Source organism: Actinoplanes sp. NPDC026670 (genome assembly GCF_040638175.1).
Lineage (GTDB): Bacteria > Actinomycetota > Actinomycetes > Mycobacteriales > Micromonosporaceae > Actinoplanes.
The window spans coordinates 110,665-133,938 of the sequence record NZ_JBEZXU010000027.1 but is presented as its reverse complement, the minus strand read 5'-3'; the positions used below and the strand labels follow the sequence as shown (position 1 = coordinate 133,938).

26 protein-coding genes are annotated in these 23,274 nt (G+C 70.0%); 12 read left to right on the top strand and 14 right to left on the bottom strand.

Annotated features, from left to right (window positions below; all coding sequences use genetic code 11):
• Positions 1-97 precede the first annotated feature (97 nt).
• Positions 98-550 carry a GNAT family N-acetyltransferase gene (locus AB0E94_RS26035; RefSeq protein ID WP_360330617.1) on the bottom strand — a complete coding sequence of 151 codons (453 nt, stop codon included), beginning with the start codon at positions 548-550 and terminating at the stop codon, positions 98-100.
• Positions 551-601: 51 nt separating this feature from the next.
• On the opposite strand from AB0E94_RS26035, the gene AB0E94_RS26030 reads away from it, so the two are divergent.
• The 4 genes from AB0E94_RS26030 to AB0E94_RS26015 are packed head-to-tail and all read left to right on the top strand — an operon-like array spanning position 602 to position 2,778.
• Complete coding sequence (locus AB0E94_RS26030) at positions 602-856, top strand: isoamylase early set domain-containing protein (protein ID WP_360330614.1); 255 nt, start codon at positions 602-604, stop codon at positions 854-856.
• A 38-nt stretch (positions 857-894) separates the two neighbouring features.
• Positions 895-1,497 carry an NAD(P)H:quinone oxidoreductase gene (gene wrbA, locus AB0E94_RS26025; protein WP_360330611.1) on the top strand — a complete coding sequence of 201 codons (603 nt, stop codon included), beginning with the start codon at positions 895-897 and terminating at the stop codon, positions 1,495-1,497.
• Between the two features lie 10 nt (positions 1,498-1,507).
• Entirely contained in the window at positions 1,508-2,305 is a 798-nt protein-coding gene (locus AB0E94_RS26020; RefSeq protein ID WP_360330608.1) for a thymidylate synthase, read from the top strand.
• Positions 2,302-2,778, top strand: a complete 477-nt coding sequence (locus AB0E94_RS26015; RefSeq protein WP_360330605.1) for a dihydrofolate reductase — start codon at positions 2,302-2,304, stop codon at positions 2,776-2,778. The genes AB0E94_RS26020 and AB0E94_RS26015 overlap by 4 nt, the downstream gene beginning before the upstream one ends.
• On the opposite strand, the gene msrB is transcribed toward AB0E94_RS26015, so the two are convergent.
• A complete protein-coding gene (msrB, locus tag AB0E94_RS26010) occupies positions 2,756-3,154 on the bottom strand; it encodes a peptide-methionine (R)-S-oxide reductase MsrB (protein ID WP_360330602.1) in 399 nt (132 codons plus the stop codon). The genes AB0E94_RS26015 and msrB overlap by 23 nt on opposite strands.
• A 64-nt stretch (positions 3,155-3,218) precedes the next feature.
• Between msrB and AB0E94_RS26005 the strand changes: the two genes are divergently transcribed.
• The 3 genes from AB0E94_RS26005 to ligD all read left to right on the top strand — a co-directional run bounded on the left by AB0E94_RS26005 (position 3,219) and on the right by ligD (position 5,553).
• The gene (locus tag AB0E94_RS26005; protein WP_360330599.1) at positions 3,219-3,698 is read left to right on the top strand and encodes a hypothetical protein; all 480 of its coding nucleotides are present in this window, start codon (positions 3,219-3,221) and stop codon (positions 3,696-3,698) included.
• Positions 3,699-3,796: 98 nt separating this feature from the next.
• Positions 3,797-4,378, top strand: a complete 582-nt coding sequence (locus AB0E94_RS26000; RefSeq protein WP_360330596.1) for a hypothetical protein — start codon at positions 3,797-3,799, stop codon at positions 4,376-4,378.
• Positions 4,379-4,533: 155 nt separating this feature from the next.
• Positions 4,534-5,553 (top strand): non-homologous end-joining DNA ligase, encoded by a 1,020-nt coding sequence (gene ligD / locus AB0E94_RS25995; protein WP_360330593.1) that lies wholly within the window; start codon positions 4,534-4,536, stop codon positions 5,551-5,553.
• Here ligD and AB0E94_RS25990 read toward each other — a convergent pair.
• A complete protein-coding gene (locus AB0E94_RS25990; RefSeq protein WP_360330590.1) occupies positions 5,542-6,009 on the bottom strand; it encodes a GNAT family N-acetyltransferase in 468 nt (155 codons plus the stop codon). The two genes, ligD and AB0E94_RS25990, sit on opposite strands and share 12 nt — an antisense overlap.
• Positions 6,010-6,065: 56 nt before the next feature.
• Here AB0E94_RS25990 and AB0E94_RS25985 point away from each other — a divergent pair, with 56 nt between their 5' ends.
• A complete protein-coding gene (locus tag AB0E94_RS25985; protein WP_360330587.1) occupies positions 6,066-6,518 on the top strand; it encodes a potassium channel family protein in 453 nt (150 codons plus the stop codon).
• Here the strand turns inward: AB0E94_RS25985 and AB0E94_RS25980 are convergent.
• Entirely contained in the window at positions 6,469-8,037 is a 1,569-nt protein-coding gene (locus AB0E94_RS25980) for an alpha/beta hydrolase (protein WP_360330584.1), read from the bottom strand. The two genes, AB0E94_RS25985 and AB0E94_RS25980, sit on opposite strands and share 50 nt — an antisense overlap.
• A gap of 35 nt (positions 8,038-8,072) precedes the next feature.
• Positions 8,073-9,140: an ATP-dependent DNA ligase gene (locus tag AB0E94_RS25975; protein ID WP_360330581.1), complete on the bottom strand. Its 1,068-nt coding sequence runs from the start codon at positions 9,138-9,140 to the stop codon at positions 8,073-8,075.
• A 55-nt stretch (positions 9,141-9,195) separates the two neighbouring features.
• On the opposite strand from AB0E94_RS25975, the gene AB0E94_RS25970 reads away from it, so the two are divergent.
• Together AB0E94_RS25970 and AB0E94_RS25965 are read left to right on the top strand one after the other, a co-directional pair.
• Complete coding sequence (locus tag AB0E94_RS25970) at positions 9,196-10,026, top strand: MerR family transcriptional regulator (protein WP_360330578.1); 831 nt, start codon at positions 9,196-9,198, stop codon at positions 10,024-10,026.
• Between the two features lie 5 nt (positions 10,027-10,031).
• Complete coding sequence (locus AB0E94_RS25965; RefSeq protein WP_360330575.1) at positions 10,032-11,114, top strand: transglutaminase domain-containing protein; 1,083 nt, start codon at positions 10,032-10,034, stop codon at positions 11,112-11,114.
• Between the two features lie 89 nt (positions 11,115-11,203).
• On the opposite strand, the gene AB0E94_RS25960 is transcribed toward AB0E94_RS25965, so the two are convergent.
• The 5 genes from AB0E94_RS25960 to AB0E94_RS25940 all read right to left on the bottom strand — a co-directional run bounded on the left by AB0E94_RS25960 (position 11,204) and on the right by AB0E94_RS25940 (position 15,038).
• Positions 11,204-11,578, bottom strand: a complete 375-nt coding sequence (locus AB0E94_RS25960) for a DUF3037 domain-containing protein (RefSeq protein WP_360330572.1) — start codon at positions 11,576-11,578, stop codon at positions 11,204-11,206.
• Positions 11,575-12,297 (bottom strand): HipA family kinase, encoded by a 723-nt coding sequence (locus AB0E94_RS25955; protein ID WP_360330569.1) that lies wholly within the window; start codon positions 12,295-12,297, stop codon positions 11,575-11,577. Before AB0E94_RS25955 ends, AB0E94_RS25960 begins: the two co-directional genes overlap by 4 nt.
• A gap of 303 nt (positions 12,298-12,600) precedes the next feature.
• The gene (locus tag AB0E94_RS25950; RefSeq protein ID WP_360330566.1) at positions 12,601-13,677 is read right to left on the bottom strand and encodes an NAD-dependent epimerase/dehydratase family protein; all 1,077 of its coding nucleotides are present in this window, start codon (positions 13,675-13,677) and stop codon (positions 12,601-12,603) included.
• A gap of 144 nt (positions 13,678-13,821) precedes the next feature.
• On the bottom strand, positions 13,822-14,625 hold the full coding sequence (locus AB0E94_RS25945; protein ID WP_360330563.1) for an SDR family NAD(P)-dependent oxidoreductase: 804 nt from the start codon (positions 14,623-14,625) through the stop codon (positions 13,822-13,824).
• A gap of 65 nt (positions 14,626-14,690) precedes the next feature.
• Complete coding sequence (locus AB0E94_RS25940; RefSeq protein WP_106319498.1) at positions 14,691-15,038, bottom strand: Lsr2 family protein; 348 nt, start codon at positions 15,036-15,038, stop codon at positions 14,691-14,693.
• Positions 15,039-16,393: 1,355 nt separating this feature from the next.
• Here AB0E94_RS25940 and AB0E94_RS25935 point away from each other — a divergent pair.
• A complete protein-coding gene (locus AB0E94_RS25935; protein WP_360330559.1) occupies positions 16,394-16,945 on the top strand; it encodes a hypothetical protein in 552 nt (183 codons plus the stop codon).
• A 93-nt stretch (positions 16,946-17,038) separates the two neighbouring features.
• On the opposite strand, the gene AB0E94_RS25930 is transcribed toward AB0E94_RS25935, so the two are convergent.
• Positions 17,039-20,068, bottom strand: coding sequence for an EAL domain-containing protein (locus AB0E94_RS25930; protein WP_360330556.1), 3,030 nt, complete (start codon positions 20,066-20,068; stop codon positions 17,039-17,041).
• Between the two features lie 84 nt (positions 20,069-20,152).
• Between AB0E94_RS25930 and AB0E94_RS25925 the strand changes: the two genes are divergently transcribed.
• On the top strand, positions 20,153-20,785 hold the full coding sequence (locus AB0E94_RS25925) for a 50S ribosomal protein L11 methyltransferase (RefSeq protein WP_360330553.1): 633 nt from the start codon (positions 20,153-20,155) through the stop codon (positions 20,783-20,785).
• Here AB0E94_RS25925 and AB0E94_RS25920 read toward each other — a convergent pair.
• From AB0E94_RS25920 to bioD, 3 genes are read right to left on the bottom strand one after another with little or no spacing between them, the layout of a single operon-like run.
• On the bottom strand, positions 20,782-21,495 hold the full coding sequence (locus AB0E94_RS25920; protein ID WP_360330550.1) for an HAD family hydrolase: 714 nt from the start codon (positions 21,493-21,495) through the stop codon (positions 20,782-20,784). The two genes, AB0E94_RS25925 and AB0E94_RS25920, sit on opposite strands and share 4 nt — an antisense overlap.
• Positions 21,495-22,247 carry an ROK family protein gene (locus tag AB0E94_RS25915; RefSeq protein ID WP_360330547.1) on the bottom strand — a complete coding sequence of 251 codons (753 nt, stop codon included), beginning with the start codon at positions 22,245-22,247 and terminating at the stop codon, positions 21,495-21,497. Before AB0E94_RS25915 ends, AB0E94_RS25920 begins: the two co-directional genes overlap by 1 nt.
• A 56-nt stretch (positions 22,248-22,303) precedes the next feature.
• Positions 22,304-23,011 (bottom strand): dethiobiotin synthase, encoded by a 708-nt coding sequence (gene bioD / locus AB0E94_RS25910; protein WP_360330653.1) that lies wholly within the window; start codon positions 23,009-23,011, stop codon positions 22,304-22,306.
• Between the last annotated feature and the right edge of the window lie 263 nt (positions 23,012-23,274).

The following is a 23,274-nucleotide window of genomic DNA, read 5'->3' as shown; positions in this document are numbered from 1 at the left end:
TCCGCTTCGCTCCGCGGCGATTGCCTTGTAACCGGTGAGTCAGGGTCGGTTTCCCGTCATCCGCAAACCCGGCGGCCGTCGAAAAACCGACCCTGACTCACCGGCGGCAATCGCGGATCATGGGCACGTGGGGGATGCCGTCCTCCAGGTACTCGGGGCCGTCGACGACGTACCCGAATCTGCCGTAGAAGCCGCTCAGGTGGGCCTGGGCGTGCAGGACGCTGGGGCGATTGCCGATCACGGTGATCGCCTCGGTGATCAGGCGCCCGGCCAGGCCGGCGCCGCGAGCGTCCGGGGCGGTCACCACCCGGCCGATCCGCTCCACCCCGTGGTCGCTGAGAATCCGCAGGTAGGCCCGGACCTTCTTGCCCTGAGCGAACCACAGATGCCGGGTTCCGGGCTCGTCGTCCCGTCCGTCCGGATCAAGGTAGGCACATTCCTGCTCGACCACGAAGACCTCGCTGCGCAGCTTGAGAATTTCGTAGAGGGTGGTGGTGTCCAGGTCGCGGAAGGACGCCACGCGCAGCTCGTCATGAGGTTCGGGATGCATCGGCACAACATACGCGGCAGTGCGACGTTGTACCGGTGAAGGGAGGGCTTCATGATCAAGACGAGTAAGTTGTTCGGGAGCAAGACGCGGGTGACCTTCTCCCTGCCGGCGGACGAGCCGGCCGGGACGGTCAGCGTGGTCGGCGACTTCAACGGCTGGGAGCCCGGGAAGCACGAGCTCCAGGTGCGGCGCAACGGCACCCGGACGGTCAGCGTGCCGCTCGAGCCCGGCCACTACAAGTTCCGCTACCTGGCGACCGACGGGGTCTGGCTGGACGACGAGGACGGCAGCGAACTTCATCTATAAGCGTTTCGGCCGGGGCCCCGGGGAGATCTCCTTTAGTCATGGCTGATGTGAAACTGGCGATCATCTATTACTCGTCGACAGGCACCATCCACTCCATGGCTACCCGGTTGAGCGAGGCGGCGGAGAAGGCCGGGGCCGAGGTGCGGCTGCGCCAGGTGACCGAGCTGGCGCCGGCCGAGGCGATCGCCTCCAATGCGGCGTGGAGCCAGCACTTCGACCGGACCAAGAACGAGCCGAAGGCGGCCGCCGAGGACGTGGTCTGGGCTGACGCTGTGCTCTTCGGCACACCCACCCGGTACGGCAACGTGGCCAGCCAGCTCAAACAGTTCCTCGACACGCTCGGCCCGCAGTGGGCGCAGGGCCAGCTGGCGAACAAGGCGTACGCCGGGTTCACCGCCTCGATGACCGAGCACGGCGGGCAGGAGTCGACGCTGCTGGCGCTCTACAACACGATCTACCACTTCGGTGGCGTCGTGGTCGCGCCCGGCTACACCGATCCGCTGAAGTTCGCCGACGGCAACCCGTACGGCGTCTCGCACGTCACCGGCGGCAGCAACGACGCCCCGCTGGGTGACACGCAGCACGCGGCACTCGATCACCTGGCCCAGCGGATCGTCAGCATCGGCGGCAAGCTCCGCTAGTTTGGTCGGCATGGCTGTCGACACCCAATACGAAGACCTTCTGCGGCGCGTCCTGGAGTCCGGCACTCCCAAGAGCGACCGCACCGGTACGGGGACGCTCAGCCTCTTCGGTGAGCGTCTCCGCTACGACCTGTCCCAGGGTTTCCCGCTGGTCACCACCAAGCGGGTGCATTTCAAGTCGCTCGCCGTGGAGCTGCTCTGGTTCCTCCGCGGGGACACCAACGTGCAGTGGCTGCGCGATCAGGGCGTGACGATCTGGGACGAGTGGGCGGCGCCGGACGGTTCGCTCGGGCCGGTCTACGGCAAGCAGTGGCGGTCCTGGCCGACGTCACGGGGTGATGTCGATCAGCTCGCCGAGGTGGTGGAGAGCATCCGGACGAACCCGGACTCCCGGCGCATGATCGTGTCCGCCTGGAACGTGTCCGACATCCCGGACATGGCGCTCGCGCCCTGCCATGCGCTGTTCCAGTTCTACGTGGCCGACGGCAAGCTCTCCTGCCAGCTCTACCAGCGCAGCGCCGACCTCTTCCTGGGGGTGCCGTTCAACATCGCCAGCTACGCCCTGCTCACCCGGCTGGTCGCCGCGCACGTCGGACTGGAGCCGGGTGACTTCATCTGGGTCGGCGGCGACGTGCACATCTACACCAACCACATCGAGCAGGTGAAAGAGCAGCTCACCCGCGAGCCGTACCCGTTCCCGGAACTGGAGATCAAGCAGCGGGAGAGCCTCTTCGAGCACGAGTTCGCGGACTTCACCGTGGTCGACTACCGGCACCACCCGCTGATCAAGGCGCCCGTCGCGGTATGACGATCCACATGATCTGGGCCGAGGCCCGTGGCCGGGTGATCGGCGCCGGCGCCACGATCCCCTGGCGGGTGCCCGGTGAGCAGCGGACCTTCAAGGAACGGACGATGGGCGCCGCGGTCGTGATGGGCCGGGCCACCTGGGACTCGCTGCCCCGGCGTCCGCTGCCCGGCCGGGAGAACATCGTGCTCACCCGCTCGCGGGACTGGTCGGCGCCCGGCGCCACCGTGGCCCACTCGCTCGACGAGGTGAAGGCCGATGATTTCTGGGTGATGGGCGGCGGCGAGGTCTACGCCGCCTTCCTGCCGCGGGCCGGCCACATCGTGCGGACCAGGATCGAGCTCGACGTGACCGGCGACGTCCTCGCTCCGGAGCTCGGCGACGACTGGGTCGTCACCGAGTCCAGCGGGACGATCACCGCGGAGAACGGTGTCTCCTACGTGATCGAGGATCTCAGGCGGCGGGATCCAGCCTGATCGACAGGCTGTTCACACAGTGCCGCGTGTTCTTCGGGGTGAAGCCCTCACCCCGGAACACGTGACCCAGGTGTGAGTCGCAGTTGGCGCACCTGATCTCGGTGCGCACCATCCCGAGGGTGCGGTCCTCGATCTCCCGGACCGCGCCCGGGATCGCGTCGTCGTAGGACGGCCAGCCGCAGTGGCTGTCGAACTTGCTGCCGCTCTCGTACAGCGCCGCGCCACAGGCCCGGCAGTTGTAGACGCCCTCGGTCTTCGTCTCCACGTACTCGCCACTCCACGGCCGCTCCGTCCCGCCCTCGCGGAGCACGTAGAACTCCTCCGGGGACAGGCGGATGCGCCACTCGTCCTGAGTGGTAGGCAGATCGGTCGTCATGCTGTCAACCGTACGTCGCACGCCCGGTCCGCCAGGAGTGATGTTCACCCGGAGTTGACCGGTCATGGAAGGTGCATCCCCCGCGACGTTCCGGCCCACCTGGCAGCAGGGTCTCGGCCACGGTCTCTACCTCGGCGTGCTCGGCGCTGTGGCGAGTGTCATGACGGGGGTGATGATCGCGCTCCTGTGGTCCGGCCCACCCGGCTGGACGTGGGCCGTGCTGATCCTGACACCCCTGGTCATAGGGGCGGTCGCCGGTCTGGTGGCCGGGCACCGGACCGGGGTCGAGGTGGGCGCGCGGGGTATCCGTACCTCATCGGTCTTCGAAGAGGGTGTCGCGCCGTGGAGCCGGGTGGTGGACCTGCGGGCCGAGCGGCGCGGGCGGCGGACGGTGGTCTCCGTCTATCTGGATTCCGGGGCCAGCGTGCAGCTGCACGCACCGTACAGCGGGGGACTCTTCGCGGCGGATCCCCAGTTCGAGCTCAAGCTGTTCGCTCTGTCCCATTTGTGGCGGAGTCACCGTTTCGGTGGTCTTCCGGGCTGAAGACCCGCCGGAGGTTGTTTCCGGGTAAAACGGGCAATTACCGTTAAGCTCCCGTGCGACCATGGAACGTACCTTCCGCAACAGAACGGATACTCCTCATGAGCTTTTCGCGCCGTCCGGCCGCTGGAATCGCCACGGTCGGTGCCTCAGTTCTCGCTGCTCTGGCCCTCGGTGGCGCCCCCGCCCTGGCGGCTGACGCCATGGTGAAGGCCGGTCACGCGATCATCACGCCTACCCCCGACACCGGGGACCAGCGCGGCAACCCGGGCTACGGCGGAACGGTCCAGCAAGTGCCCGGCACCCCCGCCACCACGACTCCGGCGCCGGCCGCGACCACCCCGGCCCCGGCCGGCACGGTCAAGGCGGCGAACACCGCAACGACCAGCCCGACCCGTGGCGGCCCCGGCTACACGCCGTCGCACGGCATCAGCGCGTCGCCGACCCCGTCGGTCACGCAGAGCCTGCCCACCGGCACCATCAAGCAGACCCCCGGCACCGGCGTCAACTCGGCGACCGCCGGCCCGCAGGCCTCCGCCAGCGCCGGCGGCCAGGGCGTCAGCTCGGGCACCCGCCTCGCGGTTACCGGCGCCCCGCTCGGCGGCACGCTCGCCCTCGGCGGCCTGATGCTGGCCGGCGGCGCCGCCGCGGTCTGGTACACCCGTCGCCGCCGCAGCGCCTGACTCCTCCACAGGCGATCATTTCCGCACGGCCGCCCGGTTCGCCGGGCGGCCGTGCGGCCTTTCGGACCCCTGGCCCGGCCGGCTTTTCGGACCCCGGGTCCCGGGCGACGCCGAGGCGGGCGGCTTACCGGCGTTCCGCCCCGTAGGCTCGGGACATGCCGAAAGCAGCCGCTGAAGAGCATGAGATCGCCGGGCACATCGTGCGCCTGAGCAGCCCTGACAAGATCGTCTTCCCGGGCCGCGGATTCACCAAACGGGACGTCTTCGACTACTACCTGGCGGTCGGCGACGGCATCCTGCGGGCGCTGCGCGACCGCCCCACCACGCTTCAGCGCTTCCCCGACGGCATCGAGGGCGAGGCGTTCTACCAGAAACGGATCCCCACCCGCGGCGTCCCCGACTGGATCAAAACCGCGACGATCAAATTCCCCAGCATGCGTACGGCCGACGAGCTCAGCCCGGCCGACCTGGCCCATGTCGCCTGGGCCGCCCAGATGGGCACCGTGGTCTTCCACCCCTGGCCGGTCCGCGCCGCCACCCCCGACGAGCCCGACGAGCTGCGCATCGACCTCGACCCGCAGCCCGGCACCGGCTTCGCCGACGTGATCGCCACCGCCGGAGTGGTCCGCGAGGTCCTCGCCGATCTGGGCTGGACCGGATATCCGAAGACGTCGGGCGGCCGTGGCGTTCACATCTACGTGCGGATCGCCCCGCGCTGGTCGTTCGTGGACGTGCGGCGCGCCGCCATCGCCCTGGCCCGCGAGGTGGAACGCCGCAACCCGGCCGGCATCACCACCTCCTGGTGGAAGGAGGAGCGCGGCGAACGGGTCTTCCTCGACTACAACCAGATGGCCCGGGACCGGACCATCGCCTGCGCCTACTCGCTGCGGGCCAACGCCCGGGGCACCGTCTCCGCCCCGGTCACCTGGGACGAACTGGCCTCCGCCGAGCCGGACGACTTCGACCTGCGGACCATGCCGCCCCGGTTCGCCGAGGTGGGCGACCCGCACGCCGGCATCGACGACGTCGCCCACGATCTCAGCCCGCTGCTGGAGTGGGTGGAGCGCGACGAGAAAGCCGGCTTCGGCGACCTGCCGTACCCGCCGGACCACCCGAAGATGCCCGGCGAGCCCAAGCGGGTGCAGCCCTCCAAGGACCGCGACCTAAAGCAGTAGCTTCATGCCCTCGTGGGAGGCCTCGAAGCCGAGGGTGGCGTAGAAGCGGTGCGCGTCGGTGCGCCGCTTGTCCGTGGTGAGCTGGACGATCGCGCAGCCCCGCTCGCGGGCCCGGTCGATCGTCCAGCGGATCAGCTCGCCGCCGAGGCCCTGACCGCGCCGGCCCGAGTCGATCCGCACCGCCTCGATCAGCATCCGTAAGGCGCCGTTGCGGCTCAGGCCTGGGATGAAGGTGAGCTGGCACGTCCCGATCACCTCGGCACCGTCGACGGCCACGATCAGCTCGTTGCCGTCGTCGGCGTCGATCGCCTCGAACGCGGCCCACACCGCCGCGTCGACCGCCTCCGGAACGACGGCTTCATCGAGGCCGAACCCGCGGTCCCGGCTGATCTGGTCATCGGCCAAAAGGGTGAGAACGGCTGGCACATCGGCACGGGTGGCGATCCGGATCTGCATGATCGAAAGCCTGTCACAGGCTGTCATGGCGCCTTCACGTCGGGCACGATGACCTCATGGACGCGCTGCTCTGGTTGCCGCGACTGCTGTACCGCGCCGTGGTCTGGCTGGCCAACTCACCCAAGACACTGCTGATCGCGTACTCGATCCTGATCGTCGTCTGCGGTGTTTTGTATCGGCATTTCGAGCATCGGAGTATCGGCGACTCGATCTGGTGGGCCGTCGTCACCGCCTCCACCGTCGGTTACGGCGACATCTCCCCGACCTCCTGGCAGGGCCGGTTGATGGCCGGGCTGCTGATCTCGGTCATGGTGCTGCTGGTCATCCCGCTGATCACCGCGCATTTCGCCAGCCGGCTCATCGTCGACAACGACGCCTTCCGCCACGAGGAGCAGGAGGAGATCAAGCATCACCTGAGGGTGATCCGGGCGATCCTCGAGGAACGTCAGAGCGGCCCGGTCACTTCGGAGGGCAGCGCAAACCCTCCTGAGGGACCTTCAGATCGATGAGGTACGCGTCCACGGCGTTCCGGATGCAGGCGGTCGACGGGTAGGCGGTGTGCCCCTCGCCCTCCCACGTCAGCACATGCCCGACACCCAGCATGTTCGCCAGGTCGGCGGTGTTCTCGTACGGCGTCGCCGGGTCACCCGTCGTGCCCACCACCACGATCGGCGGGGCACCCTCGGCCTTGCCCGCCGGATACGGGTCGCGCTCGCCACCCCAGTACGTGCACGGCAGCATCCCGATGGCCAGCGCCGCGCCGAACATCGGGTACTTCGTGCGCCACTCGCCCTGGAGTCTCCGCACCTCCGCCACGGTCGGCGCCTTGTCGGTGTCCGCGCAGTTCACCGCCAGGTTGGCGTCGAACAGGTTGGAGTAGGTGCCGTCCGGCTCACGTTCCGCGTACGAGTCGGCGAGCTCGAAGACGCCCTCGGCGTCACCGGCGGCCAGCCCGTCGATCGCCTCGGCCAGGCTGGTCCAGCCCGACTCGGTGTAGAGCGACGAGATCACGCTGAGGAAGATCCAGCCCGGAGTGGCGTCCCGCCCGTCCGGACCACGCACCGGTGAGACCTCGGCCTTCGCCATCGCGTCGGTCACCGCGCCCCGGGCGTCCGGCGCGATCGGGCACTTCGTGGCGTTCTGCGCACACCAGTTGGTGAAGTTGGTGAACGCCCGCTCGAAGCCCTTCGCCTGCTGCTCCGAGCCGGACACGTAGTCCTCGGTCGGGTCCACCGCGCCGTCCAGCACCAGGGCCCGCACGTTCTTCGGGAACAGCTGGGCATAGGTCGCGCCGAGCAACGTCCCGTACGAGAAACCGAGGTAGGTCAGTTTCTCGTCGCCGACCGCGGCACGCAGCGCGTCCAGGTCACGGGCCGCCTGCTCGGTCGAATACGTGCGCAGGCTCGGCCCGTACTCCTTGGCGCAGCCGTCGGCGATCTTCTTGTTCAGCGCCGCGACCTCGTCGAACTCGGCCTGATCGGCCGGATCCGGGTCGGCGGCGAAGCTCGCGTCCTGATCCTTCGCCGAGATGCACTTCACCGGATCGGACTCGCCGACCCCGCGCGGGTCGAACCCGACGATGTCGAACCGGTCGGTGACCTCGGCCGGCAGGCCGCCGAACGCCTGCCCGAAGGTCAGGTAGACGGCCACGTCGATACCCGAGCCACCGGGCCCGCCCGGGTTCAGCAGCAGCGAGCCGATCCGCTCCTTCTGCTTGTTCGACCGGATGCGGATCATGTCGATGCCGTACGTCTCCCCGGCGACCGGTTTCGCCCAGTCGGTCGGCACATCCACCGTGGCGCACTCGTAGGTCATCCCGTCCGCGGTGCGGCCGACCAACTCGCGGGGCACCTCCGGGCACGGTTTCCACCGGGTCGCCGAACCGGAGCCGGACGGGGCCGGCGCGCTCGTGCCGCCCTGCCGGGCCGGCTCGTCCGAGCCCTCCGGAGCGAACGAGGGCAGCGTGCACCCGGCCGTCAGGACCAGCACGGAGAGGACTGCGACTGCCAGGCGTGAGCGACGATCCACGCAACGACCCTATCCGGTCCGCGCCCGAAGCCCCGTCAGCGGCTGGTGAGCACCTCGGCCAGATCGAACCGCACCGGCCGCTCCAACTGCTCGTATGTGCAGGTCAGCGGTTCGCGGTCGGGACGCCACCGTTCGAACTGGGCGGTGTGCCGGAACCGGACACCCTCCATGTAGTCGTAGCGGACCTCAACCACCCGTTCGGGGCGCAGCGGTGTGAACGACAGGTCCTTGCCCGCGTTCCACCTGCTCACCTCGTTCTTGCGCGGGGTCCGCTCGCCCTGCTCGTGCGCCGCCCAGTTCCACGGATGTCCCTCGAACGTGGTGACCAGCGGCTGGAGCTCCTCGAACAGCTCCTCCCGGACCTTCATCGGGAACGAGCCGATCACCCCGACGCTCACCAGGACGCCACGCTCGTCGTGCAGGCCCAGCAGCAGCGAGCCGATCCGGTTCTCGGCCGACTTGTGCACCCGGTACCCGGCCACCACGCAGTCGGCGGTGCGCTTGTGCTTGATCTTCGCCATCACCCGTTTGTCCGGCTGGTAGGTCAGATCACGGGACTTCGCGATCAGGCCGTCCAGCCCGGCGCCCTCGAACTCGGCGAACCACCGGCGGGCCGTCTCCAGATCGTCGGTCGCCGGAGTCACGTACACCGGAGGTTTGGCGTTCTCGAGGACTTTCGCCAGCATGTCGCGTCGTTTGTGGAACGGCAGCTCGGTCAGATCCTCGTCGCCGAGCGCGAGCAGATCGAACGCCACGAAACCCGCCGGGGTCTGCTCGGACAGCAGCTTCACCCGGCTCGCGGCCGGGTGGATGCGCTGCTGGAGGGCCTCGAAGTCGAGTGTGTTCCGCTCGGTGTCGGCCACGATCACCTCGCCGTCGATCACGGCGCGCTCCGGGAAGTTCGCCAGAATCGCCTCGACCACCTCGGGGAAGTAGCGGGTCATCGGCTTCTCGTTACGGCTGCCGATCTCCACCTCGGCACCGTCCCGGAAGACGATCGACCGGAACCCGTCCCATTTGGGCTCGTAGATCTGGCCGGGCGGGATGTCCGCGACGGGTTTGGCGAGCATCGGCTTGACCGGTGGGTTCAGCGGGAGCTGCATTCGATCAGTGTGCCCCCTTTACTCGGCCCCTGGGGCAGGCTCCACCATCAGATTCATGAACACACGGGGGACCGCCACGATGACCATCGGGGAGTTCGGCCGGCGGGCCGGGCTCACCATCAAGGCGCTGCGGCTCTACGAGGGGTCCGGGCTGCTGCCACCGGCCGAGGTGGATCCCAGCGGCTACCGGCGATACACGGCGGCTCAGCTCGACCGGGCCGCGCGGATCGGCCTGCTGCGCCGGCTCGGCATGCCCCTCGCCGTCATCGCCGAGACCCTCGACCAGCCCGACGACGGGGCGGTCCGCCGCCTCGATCGGTGGTGGGCCGCTGAGGAGGCGGCCGCCTCGGCCCGGCGGGAGAGCTATATCTGGCTGCGCACCCGGCTGCTGCACGGCGACGAGCCGGACCGGCGTCATGCCGTCCACATCGCCGCGCGCCCGGCCCGCAAGGTCGCGACGCTGAGTGTCGAGGTCGACCAGGAGCATCTGGTGCCCGAGCTGGGCGCCGCCGAGTGGGAGATCCGCCGTCATCTCGAGGAGCAGGGCGCCACCGCGACGGGTGAGCACTGGGCGATTTATCACGGTCAGGTGACCCCCGACAGCGAGGCGCGGGTCGAGGTCTGCGTGCCGTTTTCGGGTCGCCTCGAGCCGGCCGGGCGGATCACCCTCCGGATCGAGCCGGAGCGCCTGGTCGCCTACGCCGTGGTCACCCGTGACGACTGCTTCTATCCGCGCATCGTGCACGCGTATGAGGCGGTCAGCGAACACGTCCGGGCGGCCGGGCTGATCGTGACCGCCCCACCCCGCGAGATCTATTTGGACAGCTGGGACAGGCTCGCCGCCACCGACCCGTTCGTGCACGTGGCCCAACCTTTCGAAGGGTGAAACCGATGGACTACACACGACAGACCCGCTTCTCCGATCCCGGCCGCCACCTGCCCCGCCTCGCCGCCCTCGCCGGTCCTGCCGCTCTTCCAGCCGCCTCTTCCGGCGCCGATCTTCCCAGCGTTGCCGCTTCTTCCGGCGCTGCCGCCTTTTCCGGCGCTGCCGCCTCTTCCCGCGCTACCGGCTCTTCCGGTGTGGCCGCACTTTCTGGTGCCGGCGCCCTTTCCGGTGTCGTCGCCGGGGTCGGTGCGGCCGTTCGCAACCTTGTCGTGCACTACCGCGCGTCCGGGCTGGACTTTCCGCCCGCCCGGCTCGCCGAGATCGACAGCCGGTGGGTGGAGGCCCTGCTCGACACCCTTCCGCTCGATCAGCCACTCGACGAGCCCCGCCCGGCCGACCAGCGGATCGTCGGCTGCTGCCGCGACTTCACCCTGCTCACCGTCGCGGCGTTGCGGTCCAGGGGCATTCCGGCCCGCAGCCGGGTCGGTTTCGCCGACTACTTCGATCCCGACTTCCACGTCGATCACGTGATCACCGAGTTCCACGACGGCGACCGATGGATCGCCACCGACACCCAGCTCGCCCCCGATGACGGGTTCCCGGTCGACGTCACGGATGTCCCGTTGGGCCCCGGCGGGTTGCGTCCCGCCGCCCAGTGCTGGCTCGCGTTCCGGCGAGGCGAGATCGATCCCGACACATATGGGGTGGGCCCCGGCGTGCCCCTCCACGGCCCTCTCATGATCAGGAAGTATGTCCTGACCGAGTTGGCCCACCGGTTCGGCGACGAAACCCTGCTGTGGGATTTCTGGGGGCCCGACGCGGCCTGGCTCGGCGACCTGGGCGGACGCCCGCTCGTCGAGGCGTGGCCCGGCCTGCCTTCCTGGGACTCCGGCGACGTAACCCTGATTGACGAGATCGCTGAACTGCTTGTCGCAGCCGACGCCGGCGACTCCTCAGCCGAGGACCGCGCGGCCAAGCTCTACGCCGTCGACCCGCGCGTCCACGTCGGCGACACTGTCACCTGCCACTCACCACGGGGCCTCGCCTACGACGTCGACCTCCGCCGCCCATCCCCGGCGATCCCTTGAGACTGCGCCCCCATCGACTGAGACTGCGCCTTGCTCGGGTTGGCCCGGCCTTACTCGGGCTGGCTCGGTCTTGGTCAGGCTGGTTTGGGTCAGCGGACCAGCAGGTCGACGAGTCGGTCCAGTTCGTCGGCGGGGGTGGCGGTCAAGCCCATGTGCACCGGGCCGGCGCGCAGGATCGTGCTGCGTGGGGCCACCAGCCAGCGGAAGCGTTCGCCGAGGCGCATCTGCCCGGAAGCGCCGTCGCCGGTGCAGGTCCGCGCCCACGCCTCCAGCGCCGCGCGAATGCCCTCGACGTCGGCTGCCGGGTCCAGTGCCCGCAGCCGGGCCTCGTCCAGGTGCGTCCGCGCGCAGAGGAAGTCGTGGCGCTGGCTGTAGAGCAGCACGCCGACGTTGATCAGCTCACCACGTTCGATCCGTGGCACCGCCTGGACGATCGCGTACTCGTAGGGGGTCAGTTTCGTCACGGCAGCCACGCCTCCGGCCGCGCCGCCCGCTGCGTCAGGTGGTTCAGGTAGGCGTCCCGGTCACCGTCCTCCAGCCATTCCTCCGGCACCAGGGCGATCACCTCCGCCAGCAGCTCCGGGGTGATCCGCCCGGCCAGGGCCGGCCCTTCGGCCGCGAGCTCCGTGGCGTAGGGCTTCAGCACGTGGTCGTCCCACTTGTAGGGCCGGTGTACGACACTTTCCGCGCGAGGCCAGTTGTGGTGGAAGTAGAGGGTTGCCCCATGGTCGATCAGCCACAGTCCGCCGTGCCAGATCAGCAGGTTCGGGTTGCGCCAGCTGCGGTCCACGTTCTCCACGAACGCGTCGAACGCGATCACCCGGCTGGCCAGCCCCGGCTCGATGTGATGGGCGACCGGGTCGTACCCGAGTGCTCCAGGCAGGAAGTCCATCCCGAGATTGCCGCCGGCACTGGCTTTGATCAGTTCCTGGATCTCCTCGTCCGGCTCAGCCCGAGCGACGACCGGATCCAGCTCGACCCGGGCCAGTTCGGGCACCGGAAGCCCCAGCCGCCGAGCCAGCTCCCCGGCGATCACCTCGGCGACGAGTGCCCGTGGCCCCTGGCCGGCCCCGCGGAACTTCACCACATAGGTCCCGAGATCGTCGGCCTCGACCACACCGGGAAGCGACCCACCTTCCCGCAACGGCGTGACATACCGGATTGCAGTGACCTCACGAAGCACGCCGCCCACCCTACGGCCGGTCCCACCACCCCAACCCAGCCCCCTCGCCTACCGCCCCGGTTGGGCCGAGGTGGGCTGTCCAGTCTGCGGTGGATCACGCCCGGCTGGTCGTCGCCGCTGTCTCCGTGGCCACGAGACAGCGGTGAGAGCCAGTCACGAAGATCCGGCTCTAGACGGCCGGGCGAGCCTTCAGTGACCGGCGGATATGCCCGGCGGCCGCGTTGGAGGGCGGGAGTGGGCAATGCCATGCGTGGGAGGTTCGGGGCTGGTGGTTGCGGTTGGGTGGGTGTGGGGCGTACCGGATCAGTTTGGGCTTTTGGTTCCTGGGAGGCGGCCTCGCAGCCGGCCGCCGAAGCGTCCGGGCAGGTCAGGGGTGCCCGCCAGGGATGGGCTTTCGGTGCCGGCGGAGTCTGCGACGCCGGTCAGGAGTTCCCGGAAAGCGCTCACCGCGTCGGTTTTCGGGCGCCAGCCGAGGTCGGCGGCGGCGCGGTCGCAGCTCATCAGCGGCGCCTTCAGCGCCAGGCGCACCCATCCCCGGTCGACCGGCTGCATTCTGAGTTGCCAGGTCAGCGCGGCGGCGCCTTCCAAGAACAGACCAGGGACCCGCAGCGGTACGCCGTGGAAGGCGCGACTGACGATGTCGGCGTCGAGTACGGGGCCGGCGGCCAGGTTGAAGGCGCCCCGCACGTCGGCGCGGAGCACCCGGAGATAGGCGTCGGCCACGTCGTCGGCGTGAACCGCCTGCATGCGGAGTCCCGGGTGCTGCGGGACGACCGGGATGCGGCCGAATCGGAGCAGGCTTGCCGGCAGCAGTGGGCCGGCGAAGTAGCGTGCGATCTCGGCGCCGGCGTCGCGCTGGAAGATCAGGCCGGGGCGGAGCCGGACGATCCGCATCGTCGGGTGGTCCGATTCGATCTCGTCGAGCATCCGTTCCACGAGTGCCTTGTGCCGGCTGTAGGACGATTCAGGCACACCGGTGCGCAGCCACGTCTCCCGGACGAATGCCCGTTTCGGGCCGGGCGCGTAGACGCCGACCGACGACGCGTGCGCCAGAACCGGGACACCGGCCCGGATCGCGGCCCGGAAGACGGCGCGGCTGCCGAGGACGTTCGTCAGGTACAGCCGCCGCTGATCACGGCTTGGCTGGATCTGCCAGGCCAGGTGCACGACCGCGCCGGCGCCGGTGAACACCTCGGCCAGACGGTCGGTGGCGTCGTCGGCGCCGATGTCGATCTGATGCCAGGAGACGTCCGCGTACGGGCCGACCGGCGACGGCGGGCGGCGGCAGACACCCGCGAGTTCCAGATCGGGTTCGGAGCGCAGGCGGCGCAGCAGGGCGGTGCCGGAGTTCCCGCTGGCGCCCACGATCACTACACGCATGGGTGTTGCGGTACCCCTGAGCGGGACGTTGAACCGCCCTTTTCGGTGGTCGGTTTACGTCGAGCCGGTGGCGTTCCATTCGAAAGGGCGCGGTTGTGGATTTCCTGTGAGCGGGCGCTATCGAAGACGGGCGCTGCGGGCCGGCTATCCGGAATTGGTCCCGTTCCGCTTTCCGGCGATCGGGTCCTCGTTTCCGGCCGTCCGGTCCGTGTTTCCGGTGGTCGGGCTCTTTTCTCCGGCCGCCTTGCCCGCGTAGAGCCGATCCGGGATCGCCGGCAGGGCATTGGCCAGGAGGATGGCGGCCCGATACTTTCCGGGAACGACCACGCGCCGGCGCGGCCGGGTCAGTGCCCGTTCCACGGCGGCGGCCACGATTTCCGGGCCGGGCAGACCGGAACGGTGCGCGGTCATCTCGGTGGCTATGTGACCGGGCTCGACGAGAGTGACACCGATACCGGTGCCGGCCAGTTCCCGGCGTACCGAGTCGTTCATCCCGCGCAGCGCGAACTTGGTCGCCGAATAGATGCCGCTGATACCGATCTCGCCGGCCACCGAGCCGATGTTCACGATCGAACCGGACCGCTGCTCCCGCATGATCGGGACGACCGCCCGCATCAGCCGGATCGGGGCCAGCAGGTTCACCTCGACCGTCGCCCGTACCTCGGCCTCGTCGGCCAGAACCGACTTGTCGCCGCCGATCCCCGCGTTGTTGATCAGGGCGTCGATCCGGCCGGACACCGTCAGAGCCCGCTCCACCAGCGCATCCACGGCGGCCGGGTCGGTGACGTCGGTGGGCACGGGCACCGCCGACCGGATCTCCGCGGCCACCGATTCCAACTCAGCGGCACGGCGCGCGGCCAGGATCACGGTGTCGCCACGGGCCGCCAGTCGCACGGCGATGGCCCGCCCGATCCCACTCGACGCCCCGGTCACGATGACGACGGCCACGAACCTCCCCTTTCGACGGCAAACGGCGCCACCCGTTGCCGGGTGGCGCCGATTGCTCGAGGAAACTAGCGCTTGCTGTGGTACGCCTCGACGACCTCACTCGGGATCCGTCCACGTTCCGAGACGGTGAAGCCGTTCTTGTTGGCCCACTCCCGAATGGCCTGATTCTGGTCGCGGCTGGAACGGCTCGAGACGGCCGGAACTGCACGACGGGCAGGGGTCGGAACGTTACCGTTCCGGCCCAGCCGGGTGGCCGCGGAGAGGAACGGTTCCAGGGCTTTACGCAGCTTGCCGGCGTTCTTCTCGGACAGGTCGATCGTGTAGTTGACCCCATCGAGGCCGAATTCGACGGTGCGGTCCGCTTCCGTACCGTCAAGGTCGTCGGTCAGCACAGTAATTATCTGCTTGGCCATGGTTCTTCGACTCCTACAGCGAGTTATTCGGCTGACGCTGCGCGCACACGCCAGTCCAGCTCGCGAATGCTCGTCGTCGCATTCATTCTGTCGTCCGGAAGGCAGCCAGTGCAAATTGCCCGTTCTGGCATGTCGCAATTGCCTGGTACCAACCGGCCCGCAGGTCTTTTCGCCGATGTGAATGTGCGGTAACGTCGCAGGTGGGAGCGCTCCCACTTCCTCTGGGGGTGGAGCGCTGGCTCCGCAGCGTAGTGGACCTTGCGCGCCTGACGCCACCGCCCGGTGGCCTTCGACCCGAGCCGCCTCGTCGCCGACTCTCCGGTGCCGGGGCGGTTCGCCGTTTCTCGCGGGCGGCTGTCGGCACTCGGCCTTCCTGGCCGCGTCGATGGGTGGCCGGTCGCTCCGGCGCGGCGAATGATCACCCGGGGGAGTGGCCGGCCCGGCGTCCGCCAAGGTTTGCGATCCCGTCGTTCACGAGCGACCGGCCACCGAAAAGAGACTTCTGCGCAGCCACCTCAGATGCGCAGCCACCTCAGATTGAGAAAGGCGGCCCTCAGGCGGAAGGCATCTCTTCGCCCGGCGACGACTCCCCGGCTGCTCGTCGCCCGTGACGCCTTCTTGCTGCTCGTTGCCCGTGGCGCCTCCCAGCGGTTGGCCGTCCCGGTTCGTTGTCCGTGGCTGGCCGTCCCAGTTCGTTGTCCGTGGCTGGCCGTCCCGGTTCGTTGTCCGTGGCTGGCCGTCCCGGCTCGTTGTCCAAGGCTGGCCGCTTCCCATCGCTCGCCGGTCGCGGATCTTGCACGAATTTTCACCCTCGCGCCGATCTTGCAGCCCTTTCCTCGTCCTGACGTGAAGAAAGCTGCAAGGTCTCCCCGGCCTGGTGGACTTTGCATGACAAAACACGCCCAGGCGTGAAGAACCATGCAAGATCGCCGCGAGTATGGAGAACCGTGCAAGATCTGCGAGGTCGGCCGGGGCCCGGATCCTCTGCGGGCACAACATTCCCGCCTCGGCCCGGTGTCCCGGTCGCCTGCGTGACCGGTTCGACAGTCCGCAGGCCAGGCGCGCAGTCATCGCACAGCAGAGGGGGGATTGCCCCAGGTGCGGCGAAAGCCTTGAAGAAGCTTCAAGACAGTGGCGGCCCGCTCAAGATCCGGGAGGCGGGAGCTTTCGAACCGCTCGGCCGTTGTCGCTCCTTCTGGACCTGATCGCCGCTCGGTCGCCTCGACGTGGATTCCTCGCCGTTCGCCCCTGTGCTGGCGGCTCCGAGCGATTCGTGGTGTCAGGTGCAGCCCGCGAGGTGGCCGAAACACTGGAAAGGATGTAAGCATGTAATCACGTAAGTTCGGGAGGTTGAGATGCGAGTTCGTTTTGCCCAACAGGGTGGTCGTGCTGAGCCGCCCGCCGCTGACGACGCCGCCGCCTGGATCGCCGGTGCGGTCCCGGATGGCTGGTTCGCCGAGCGGCCCGAAGTCGTCATCGATCGCGACGAGATCATCATCTGGGGCCGGCTGTCCCGGCCCGAGCTGGGCGACGAGGTCACCGAGGCCGATGCGGCCGCGGCCCAGGCCGGGCGGATCGCCCAGTTCCGTGAGGACACCCGGGACGCCCGGATCCGGGTGGCCCGTCAGGTCGAGCACCGCTACCAGCGCAAGGTCGCCTGGGGTGCCCGTTGCGGCGACGCGTCGGAGCTGTTCACCCATCTGTCGGCGCCGGTCATGACCCGCCTGCGCCAGCCGGAGCGGCAGGTCCTGGACACTCTCGTCGACGCCGGGGTGGCCCGGTCCCGGTCCGAGGCGCTGGCCTGGTGCGTCAAGCTGGTCGGCCGGCACACCGAGGACTGGCTCACCGACCTCCGGGCCGCCATGACCCAGGTCGACGAGCTCCGCCGCCGGGGCCCGGACGCCTGACCCCGAAGCCGGCGTGGTGACCTGTGGTGCGGAGCGGACCGCAGGTCACCACGGTGCGGAGCGGACCGCAGGTCGTCACGCGGTCGGGTGAGGTCAGACGGCGATGGACTGAGGGCTTCGGAGCCAGGCCAGCACCTCGGTCGGCCCGAGCGGACTCGAGAACAGGAACCCCTGACCCAGCGGGCAGCCCAGCCGAACCAGCACGTCCCGGTGGGCGACGTCCTCGATACCTTCGGCCACGACCGTCAGCCCCAGCGACTGCGCGAGGCTGACGATCCCACTGACCAGGGCCATCGGCTGCTGCCCGAGGATCATGTCGTCGATGAACGTCTTATCGATCTTGATGACGTCGATCGGCCGGGACCGCAGATAGCCGAGCGACGAGTACCCGGTGCCGAAGTCGTCGATCGCGATCCGGATGCCCATCTCACGCAGGACACCCAGGTCGGTCCAGATCCGCTCGTCGTCCTTGACCAGCAGCGTCTCGGTGATCTCCAGCATCAGCGACTCCGGCGGAACCCCGGTGTGCGCGAGCGCCGTCCGGACCTGCTCGACGAACCCGCTCTCCCGGAACTGCCGGACCGACACGTTGACGCTCATGTACGGCGCCTGCCCGGCCGGCAGGATGCGCCGCCACTCGGCGACCGTGCGCAGCGCCTCCTCCAGCACCCAGCGGCCCATCGGCAGGATCAGCCCGCTCTCCTCGGCGACCTCGATGAACTGGTCCGGCGTGACGACGCCCCGCTTCGGGTGGTGCCAGCGGACCAGCGCCTCGAACCCGACGGCGGTGCCGGACGGCAGGTCGACGATCGGCTGGTAGTGCAGCAGGAAGTGACCCTCGTTGACGGCGTGGTCGAGCGCCGACCGCAGTTCCAGCCGTTCGACCATCTCGTTGTGCAGGTGCGCCTGGTATCGGCGCCACTGGTTCTTTCCGGCGCCCTTGGCCACGTACAGCGCGAGGTCGGCCTGGCGCAGCAACTCGTCGGCGTCGCTGCCCTCGGGGGTGGTGGTGATGCCGATGCTGGCCATCGCGTACAGCGGCTTGGCGTCCGTCATGATCGGCTCGGAGAGAGCCGTGAAGATCCGGTTGGCGGTCTCCTCGACGGCGCCGGGGTCGTTGACGTTCTCCACGATCGCGGCGAACTCGTCGCCGCCGAGCCGGGCCGCGGTGTCGTCGGCCCGCAGCGCCCCGGCGATCCGGTGCGCCACCTCGATCAGCAGCTGGTCGCCGATCGCGTGGCCGAGGGTGTCGTTGACCATCTTGAAGTCGTCCAGGTCGATGAAGAGCACACCGATCACCGAGCCGTCGCGGGTGCTGCGGGCCACCGCGTGGGCCAGCCGGTCGTTGAAGAGGACCCGGTTCGCCAGGCCGGTCATCGCGTCGTGGAACGCCTGGTGGGTGAGCTCGTTCTGCAGGCGGCGCTGCTCGGTGACGTCGCGCATGGTGATGACCAGGCCGGACACCGTCGGTTCGGTACGCAGGTCCCGGCAGTGCAGTTCGAGGAGCACCTCGGTACGCCGGTTGCCCCGGGCCCGGAAGTCGAGTTGCTGCTCCAGCTGGTGGCCGCCACGGACGGCCGCGAGCACGTCACCGAGCCGGGCCCGCTCGCCGGGGTGGATCACCTCGGGCAGCAGGGCCCCGGTCGGGTCGCTGCCGAAGACTCCGACCGCGGACGGGCTGGCGTACTGGATCCGGTCGTCCTCGTCGAGGATCGTGATCACGTCGGCGGTGTTCTGGATCAGGGTCCGGAAGTAGGTCTCGCTGTTGCGCCGGGCCACCTCGTGCCCGAGTGCGATCCGTTCCAGCGCCAGCGCCACCTGGGCGGCCAGCACCTCCACCGACCGCTGCAGCTCCAGCAGCGCCCAGGTCGGCGCGCCCACGTGCAGGACACCGACCAGCGGGTCGCCGCCGGGGCGGTCCTTGAGCACCATCGGGCAGCGCAGCGTCTTGGTGAACTGGGTGAGGCGTACCGCGACCGCCCAGTCCACGTCGCGGGTGGTGACCAGCCGGGCGGCGGTGCCGGTGGCCCGGTCCACGGCGGCCTGCGCGGCGGCTTCCGGCGACTGCGGCTCGGTCTGTGCGATCGCGATCGCCAGGACCACGCCGTGCGGCACGTCACCGGGGATGAGCTGGGCGACGGCGGTGCGTACGGCCAGCCCCACCGCCTCGCTGTCGACGGCCGAGACGAGCACCGCCGACGCCTCCCGCAGCGCCCGTTCACGGGACATCGCCTGCCGGAAGCTCGCCATGATCCCGGCCATCCGGGCCAGCACCAGCGCCACCATCAGCGTGCTGAGCGCCGCCACCACGGTCAGGCCGGCGAACTGGCCGTCCCGGAACATCTTCACCAGCAGCACGGTCGGCGCGACCATGGCCGCGAACCCGAGCAGCGCCAGCCGGGCGTGACTGGTCTCGGCGGGCGGTGTCTCGGCCGGCCGGGTCAGCTCGGCCATCGACGGGATCAGGGCGGCCAGCCCGGCCGCGGTGTAGAGCGCCAGATGACCGAACCCGGAGGCCCGGCCCACGTCGGCGACGAGCAGCGCGACCACCCCGGCGCCGAGCAGGTAGCCGGGCGCGACCAGCCGGCCCGGCATGGTCGCCAGCCGGACCAGCAGCCCCATGCAGAGCAGGTCGGCGACCGGCATGGCGATCTCGGTCCAGCCGGTGGCGGCCGACCCCTCCAGCCGTGGGCCGACCACGAACGTCCAGATCAGCAGCGCCACCCCGGAGGTGACGGTGAGCGCGTCGAGCAGGCCGGCCAGGTCCCGGGACGCGCTGGTGCGCCGGTCCACGAAACCGGCCAGGGCGACGGCCAGCGCGGCATACGCGACCAGCAGCAGCGCGATCCCGGACGGCTCCAGCCAGGTCAGCCAGTTGGTGATGAACGAGGGGGCGTACGCGGCGGCGCCGCCGATCGCCGACAGGACGACCGCTCCGGCCAGCACCCACCACGGTTTGACGTCGTCCGGGCGGCTCCGGCGGATGCCCAGGGAGAGGGCCACCACGGCGGACACCCCGGCGACCAGTCGCAGGGGCGCCTGGAGGCCCGGCTGCAGCCCGAAGGCCACGGCGAGCACCACCATCCAGGCGCCGAAGATGGTGGCAGGCCACCGTGTCGGCATCGGTGCTCCCTCCCGACGTACCCCCTTGTCGAACTGATCGGCCCGGTTGCCGCACATCTGAGTGGCGACGGCACAATCGCAGGCGTGCTTCTCGAGTTCGTTCAAGCCCACACCGTGCTGGCGCCGGTCCCGTTCGTGCCCGAGGTCTCGCTGTTCCAGGCGGAGGACCCGATCGCCCTGTGGGAGGCGACCGAGTCGGCCGGGACCCCGCAGCCACCGCCGTTCTGGGCGTTCGCCTGGGCCGGCGGTCAGGCACTGGCCCGGCACGTCCTCGACGACCCGGACCTGGTCGCCGGGCGCAGCGTCCTCGATCTGGCGACGGGTTCCGGCCTGGTCGCGGTCGCTTCGGCCAAGGCCGGCGCGACGCCGGTGACAGCCAACGACATCGATCCGCTCTCGCTCGCTGCGGCACAGGCCAATGCCGAGGCCAATGGGGTACGGGTGACGACCGTCGAAGCGGACCTGCTGGACAGCGACGACAGGTATGGTGTCGTGCTCGCCGGCGACGTCTTCTACAGCCGGGAGATGGCCGGCCGGGTGCTGCCGTTCCTGCGCCGGGCCGCCGGCCGTGGCTCGCTGGTGCTGGTCGGCGACCCCGGCCGCGCCTACCTGCCGGAGGGCCTGATCCACCGGGCGGTCTACGACGTCCCGGTGATCGAGGAGCTGGAGAGCATGCCGATCCGCCGCACCACGGTGTGGCAGGTCACCGCCGCCTAGAGGGCGAGCAACTCGAAACCGTCGGCCACGACGGCGTCCGGTGAAGCCTGGTCCCCGCCGCAGTCCTCGCGGCCGGACGGCATCAGGATGGCCGCGCCGATGTCGGCGCGCCGGGCGCAGGCGATGTCGCGCCGGCGGCTGTCCCCGACGAACCAGCAGGCGGACGGGGCGATGCCGAGGGCGTCGGTGGCGTTCCAGATCATCTGCGGGTTGGGTTTGCGGACGCCCGCCTCGTCGCTGTAGACCTGCACCGCGAAGAGCCGCCCGACCCCGGCCTTGGCCAGGTAGTCGCGGTGCGCCGCCCCGCACAGCGTGTTGCTGACGACACCGAGCGGGACACCCTTCTCGGTGCAGGCGGTGAGGAACTCGGGGATGCCCGGCCGCAGCGTCCAGCCCTCACGCCAGGCCCAGTCGTAGCTGAGGCGGGTGATCTGGGCGCGGACCCTGGCCTGTGCCAGCGGCGGCCAGTCGTGGATCATGAACCGTTCCCAGACGGCGAGGTGCGACAGCTCGTCCGGCCAGTCCTCGTCGCGCCAGGCGGCGTAGGCGGCGCCGCCGTCGATCAGCGACTGCTGGATCCGGCCCGGCGAGAGCGCGCCCTCGATCAGGTTGTAGAGACGCAGCACCAGGTCGGGACGCTCGGCACGGAACGGGGCGTCGGCGAGGACCCCGCCGAAGTCCAGCAGGACCGCCGCCGGCCGGATCACCATCAGCGCTGCCCCAGCGTCCAGGCGCGGACCCCGCCGACGATGCCCGCCGTGTTCGGCACCACGATCACGTCGTCGCCCATCCGGGCCAGCTGGGTCGGGGTGATCAGCCGGGAGTTGCCGCCGCCCAGATACACCCGGTCCCACAGGAAGACCGGCCGGAACCCGTCGACCACGTTGCGGACCCGCCGCGACCAGAGCGCGTCGCCGAGGCGGCGGCGCTCGTGCTCGCCGATGTACGTGTCGTAGGACATCCCCCACCGCACCGGGGCCTGCGACATCTCCAGGTGCGGGGCCAGCTCGCCGCCGTCGAAGAGCGCGCAGCCCAGCCCGGTGCCGAGGGTCAGCACCAGCTCGCAGCCGGTGCCGGCGACCACTCCGGCGCCGTGCACCTCGGCGTCGTTGAGCACCAGCGTGGGCAGCCCGAACGCGTCGGCCAGCGCGGTCCGCGCATCGAAGCCGTGCCACGCCTGGACCAGCTCGGGATCGACCTTGGTGCGCGGCCCGGACCTGGTCACATAGTGCGGGGTAGCCACCACCACGCCGTGCCGGATCATGCCGGGCATGCCGACGGTGACCCGGTCCGCGTGCGGCAGCTGCTCACCGAGGGCGACGAGCGTCTTGACGAACAACTCGGGCGGCAGGGGATAGGGGGTCGGCACCCGGATCGGCTGGGCCCGCATCGTTCCGGCCTCGTCGAGGACGGAACCCTTGATGCCGCCGCCGCCACAGTCGATCGTCAGGGTGAATGCCACCCGGCCAGTGTGCATGCGGATCACCTCCCCGGACAGCAATTGTGCCGGGTGTCCGGTCAGCCCGCCTCCTCCGCCCAGACCCGCCAGTTGTCCAGAACCCCGTGCAGCGCAGGCGTCAGCCAGCCCGGCGCGGATCGCCGGAAAACGCCCGGATCCATCGATCCGGCGCCCGCCGGCAACGCTCCGACCAGGTGCGGAACGAGTTCACCGAGATTCGCCCAGTGCACCAGCTCGGGCTCGGCCGGCCACGCGCCGAGGATGACCTTGGCGTGCACGCCGCGACGGTTCAGCGCCTCCAGGGTCAGCGCGGTGTGATTCAAAGTACCCAGGCCGGCGCGGGACACCACGATCGTTCCGGCGGCGAGCGTGGTGGCCAGATCGGCGAACGTCCACGCCTCCCCGGACGGCCGCAGGCCCATCGGCACCAGCAGGCCACCGGCTCCCTCGACCAGCACCAGGTCGTGTTTCGTGGCCTCCGCGCGGATCGCGTCGACCACGTCGAACAGGTCCAGCGCCGGCAGTCCGGCGACCTTGGCCGCGGCGAGCGGGGCGAGCGGCTCCGGGTACTCGGCGAGGGTCCGCACGGTGTCCGGCGCGGCCAGCCGGGTGACCACGTCAGCGTCGGTCGGCGCACCGGTCGCGATGCCGGTCTGACCGGGTTTGATCACGGCGACCCGGAGGCCGGCGGCCTGGGCGGCCGCGGCCATCGCGGCGGTCGCGATGGTCTTGCCGACCTCGGTGTCGGTGCCGGTGACCAGCACGATTCCGTGCCATTCAGGCGGATTCGCCGCCTCCGGCGCCCTCTCCGGCCCGCGGTCCTCTTCTGGTTCGTCGTGGGTCGCTGTTTCTTCCTCATCCGGTACGGACGACGCCGCGCCCGCTTCCACGAGAGAGGTCTCGTCGCCCGGCCCGATGTCAGGACCAGGCCTTTCGACGTCGCCGTCGAAAGTCTCCGCCCCGCTGTCCGACCCCGGCGCGCCATCGACATCCGGCTGCGCCGAGCCGCCGTCGCCCGGCTCTGTCTCGG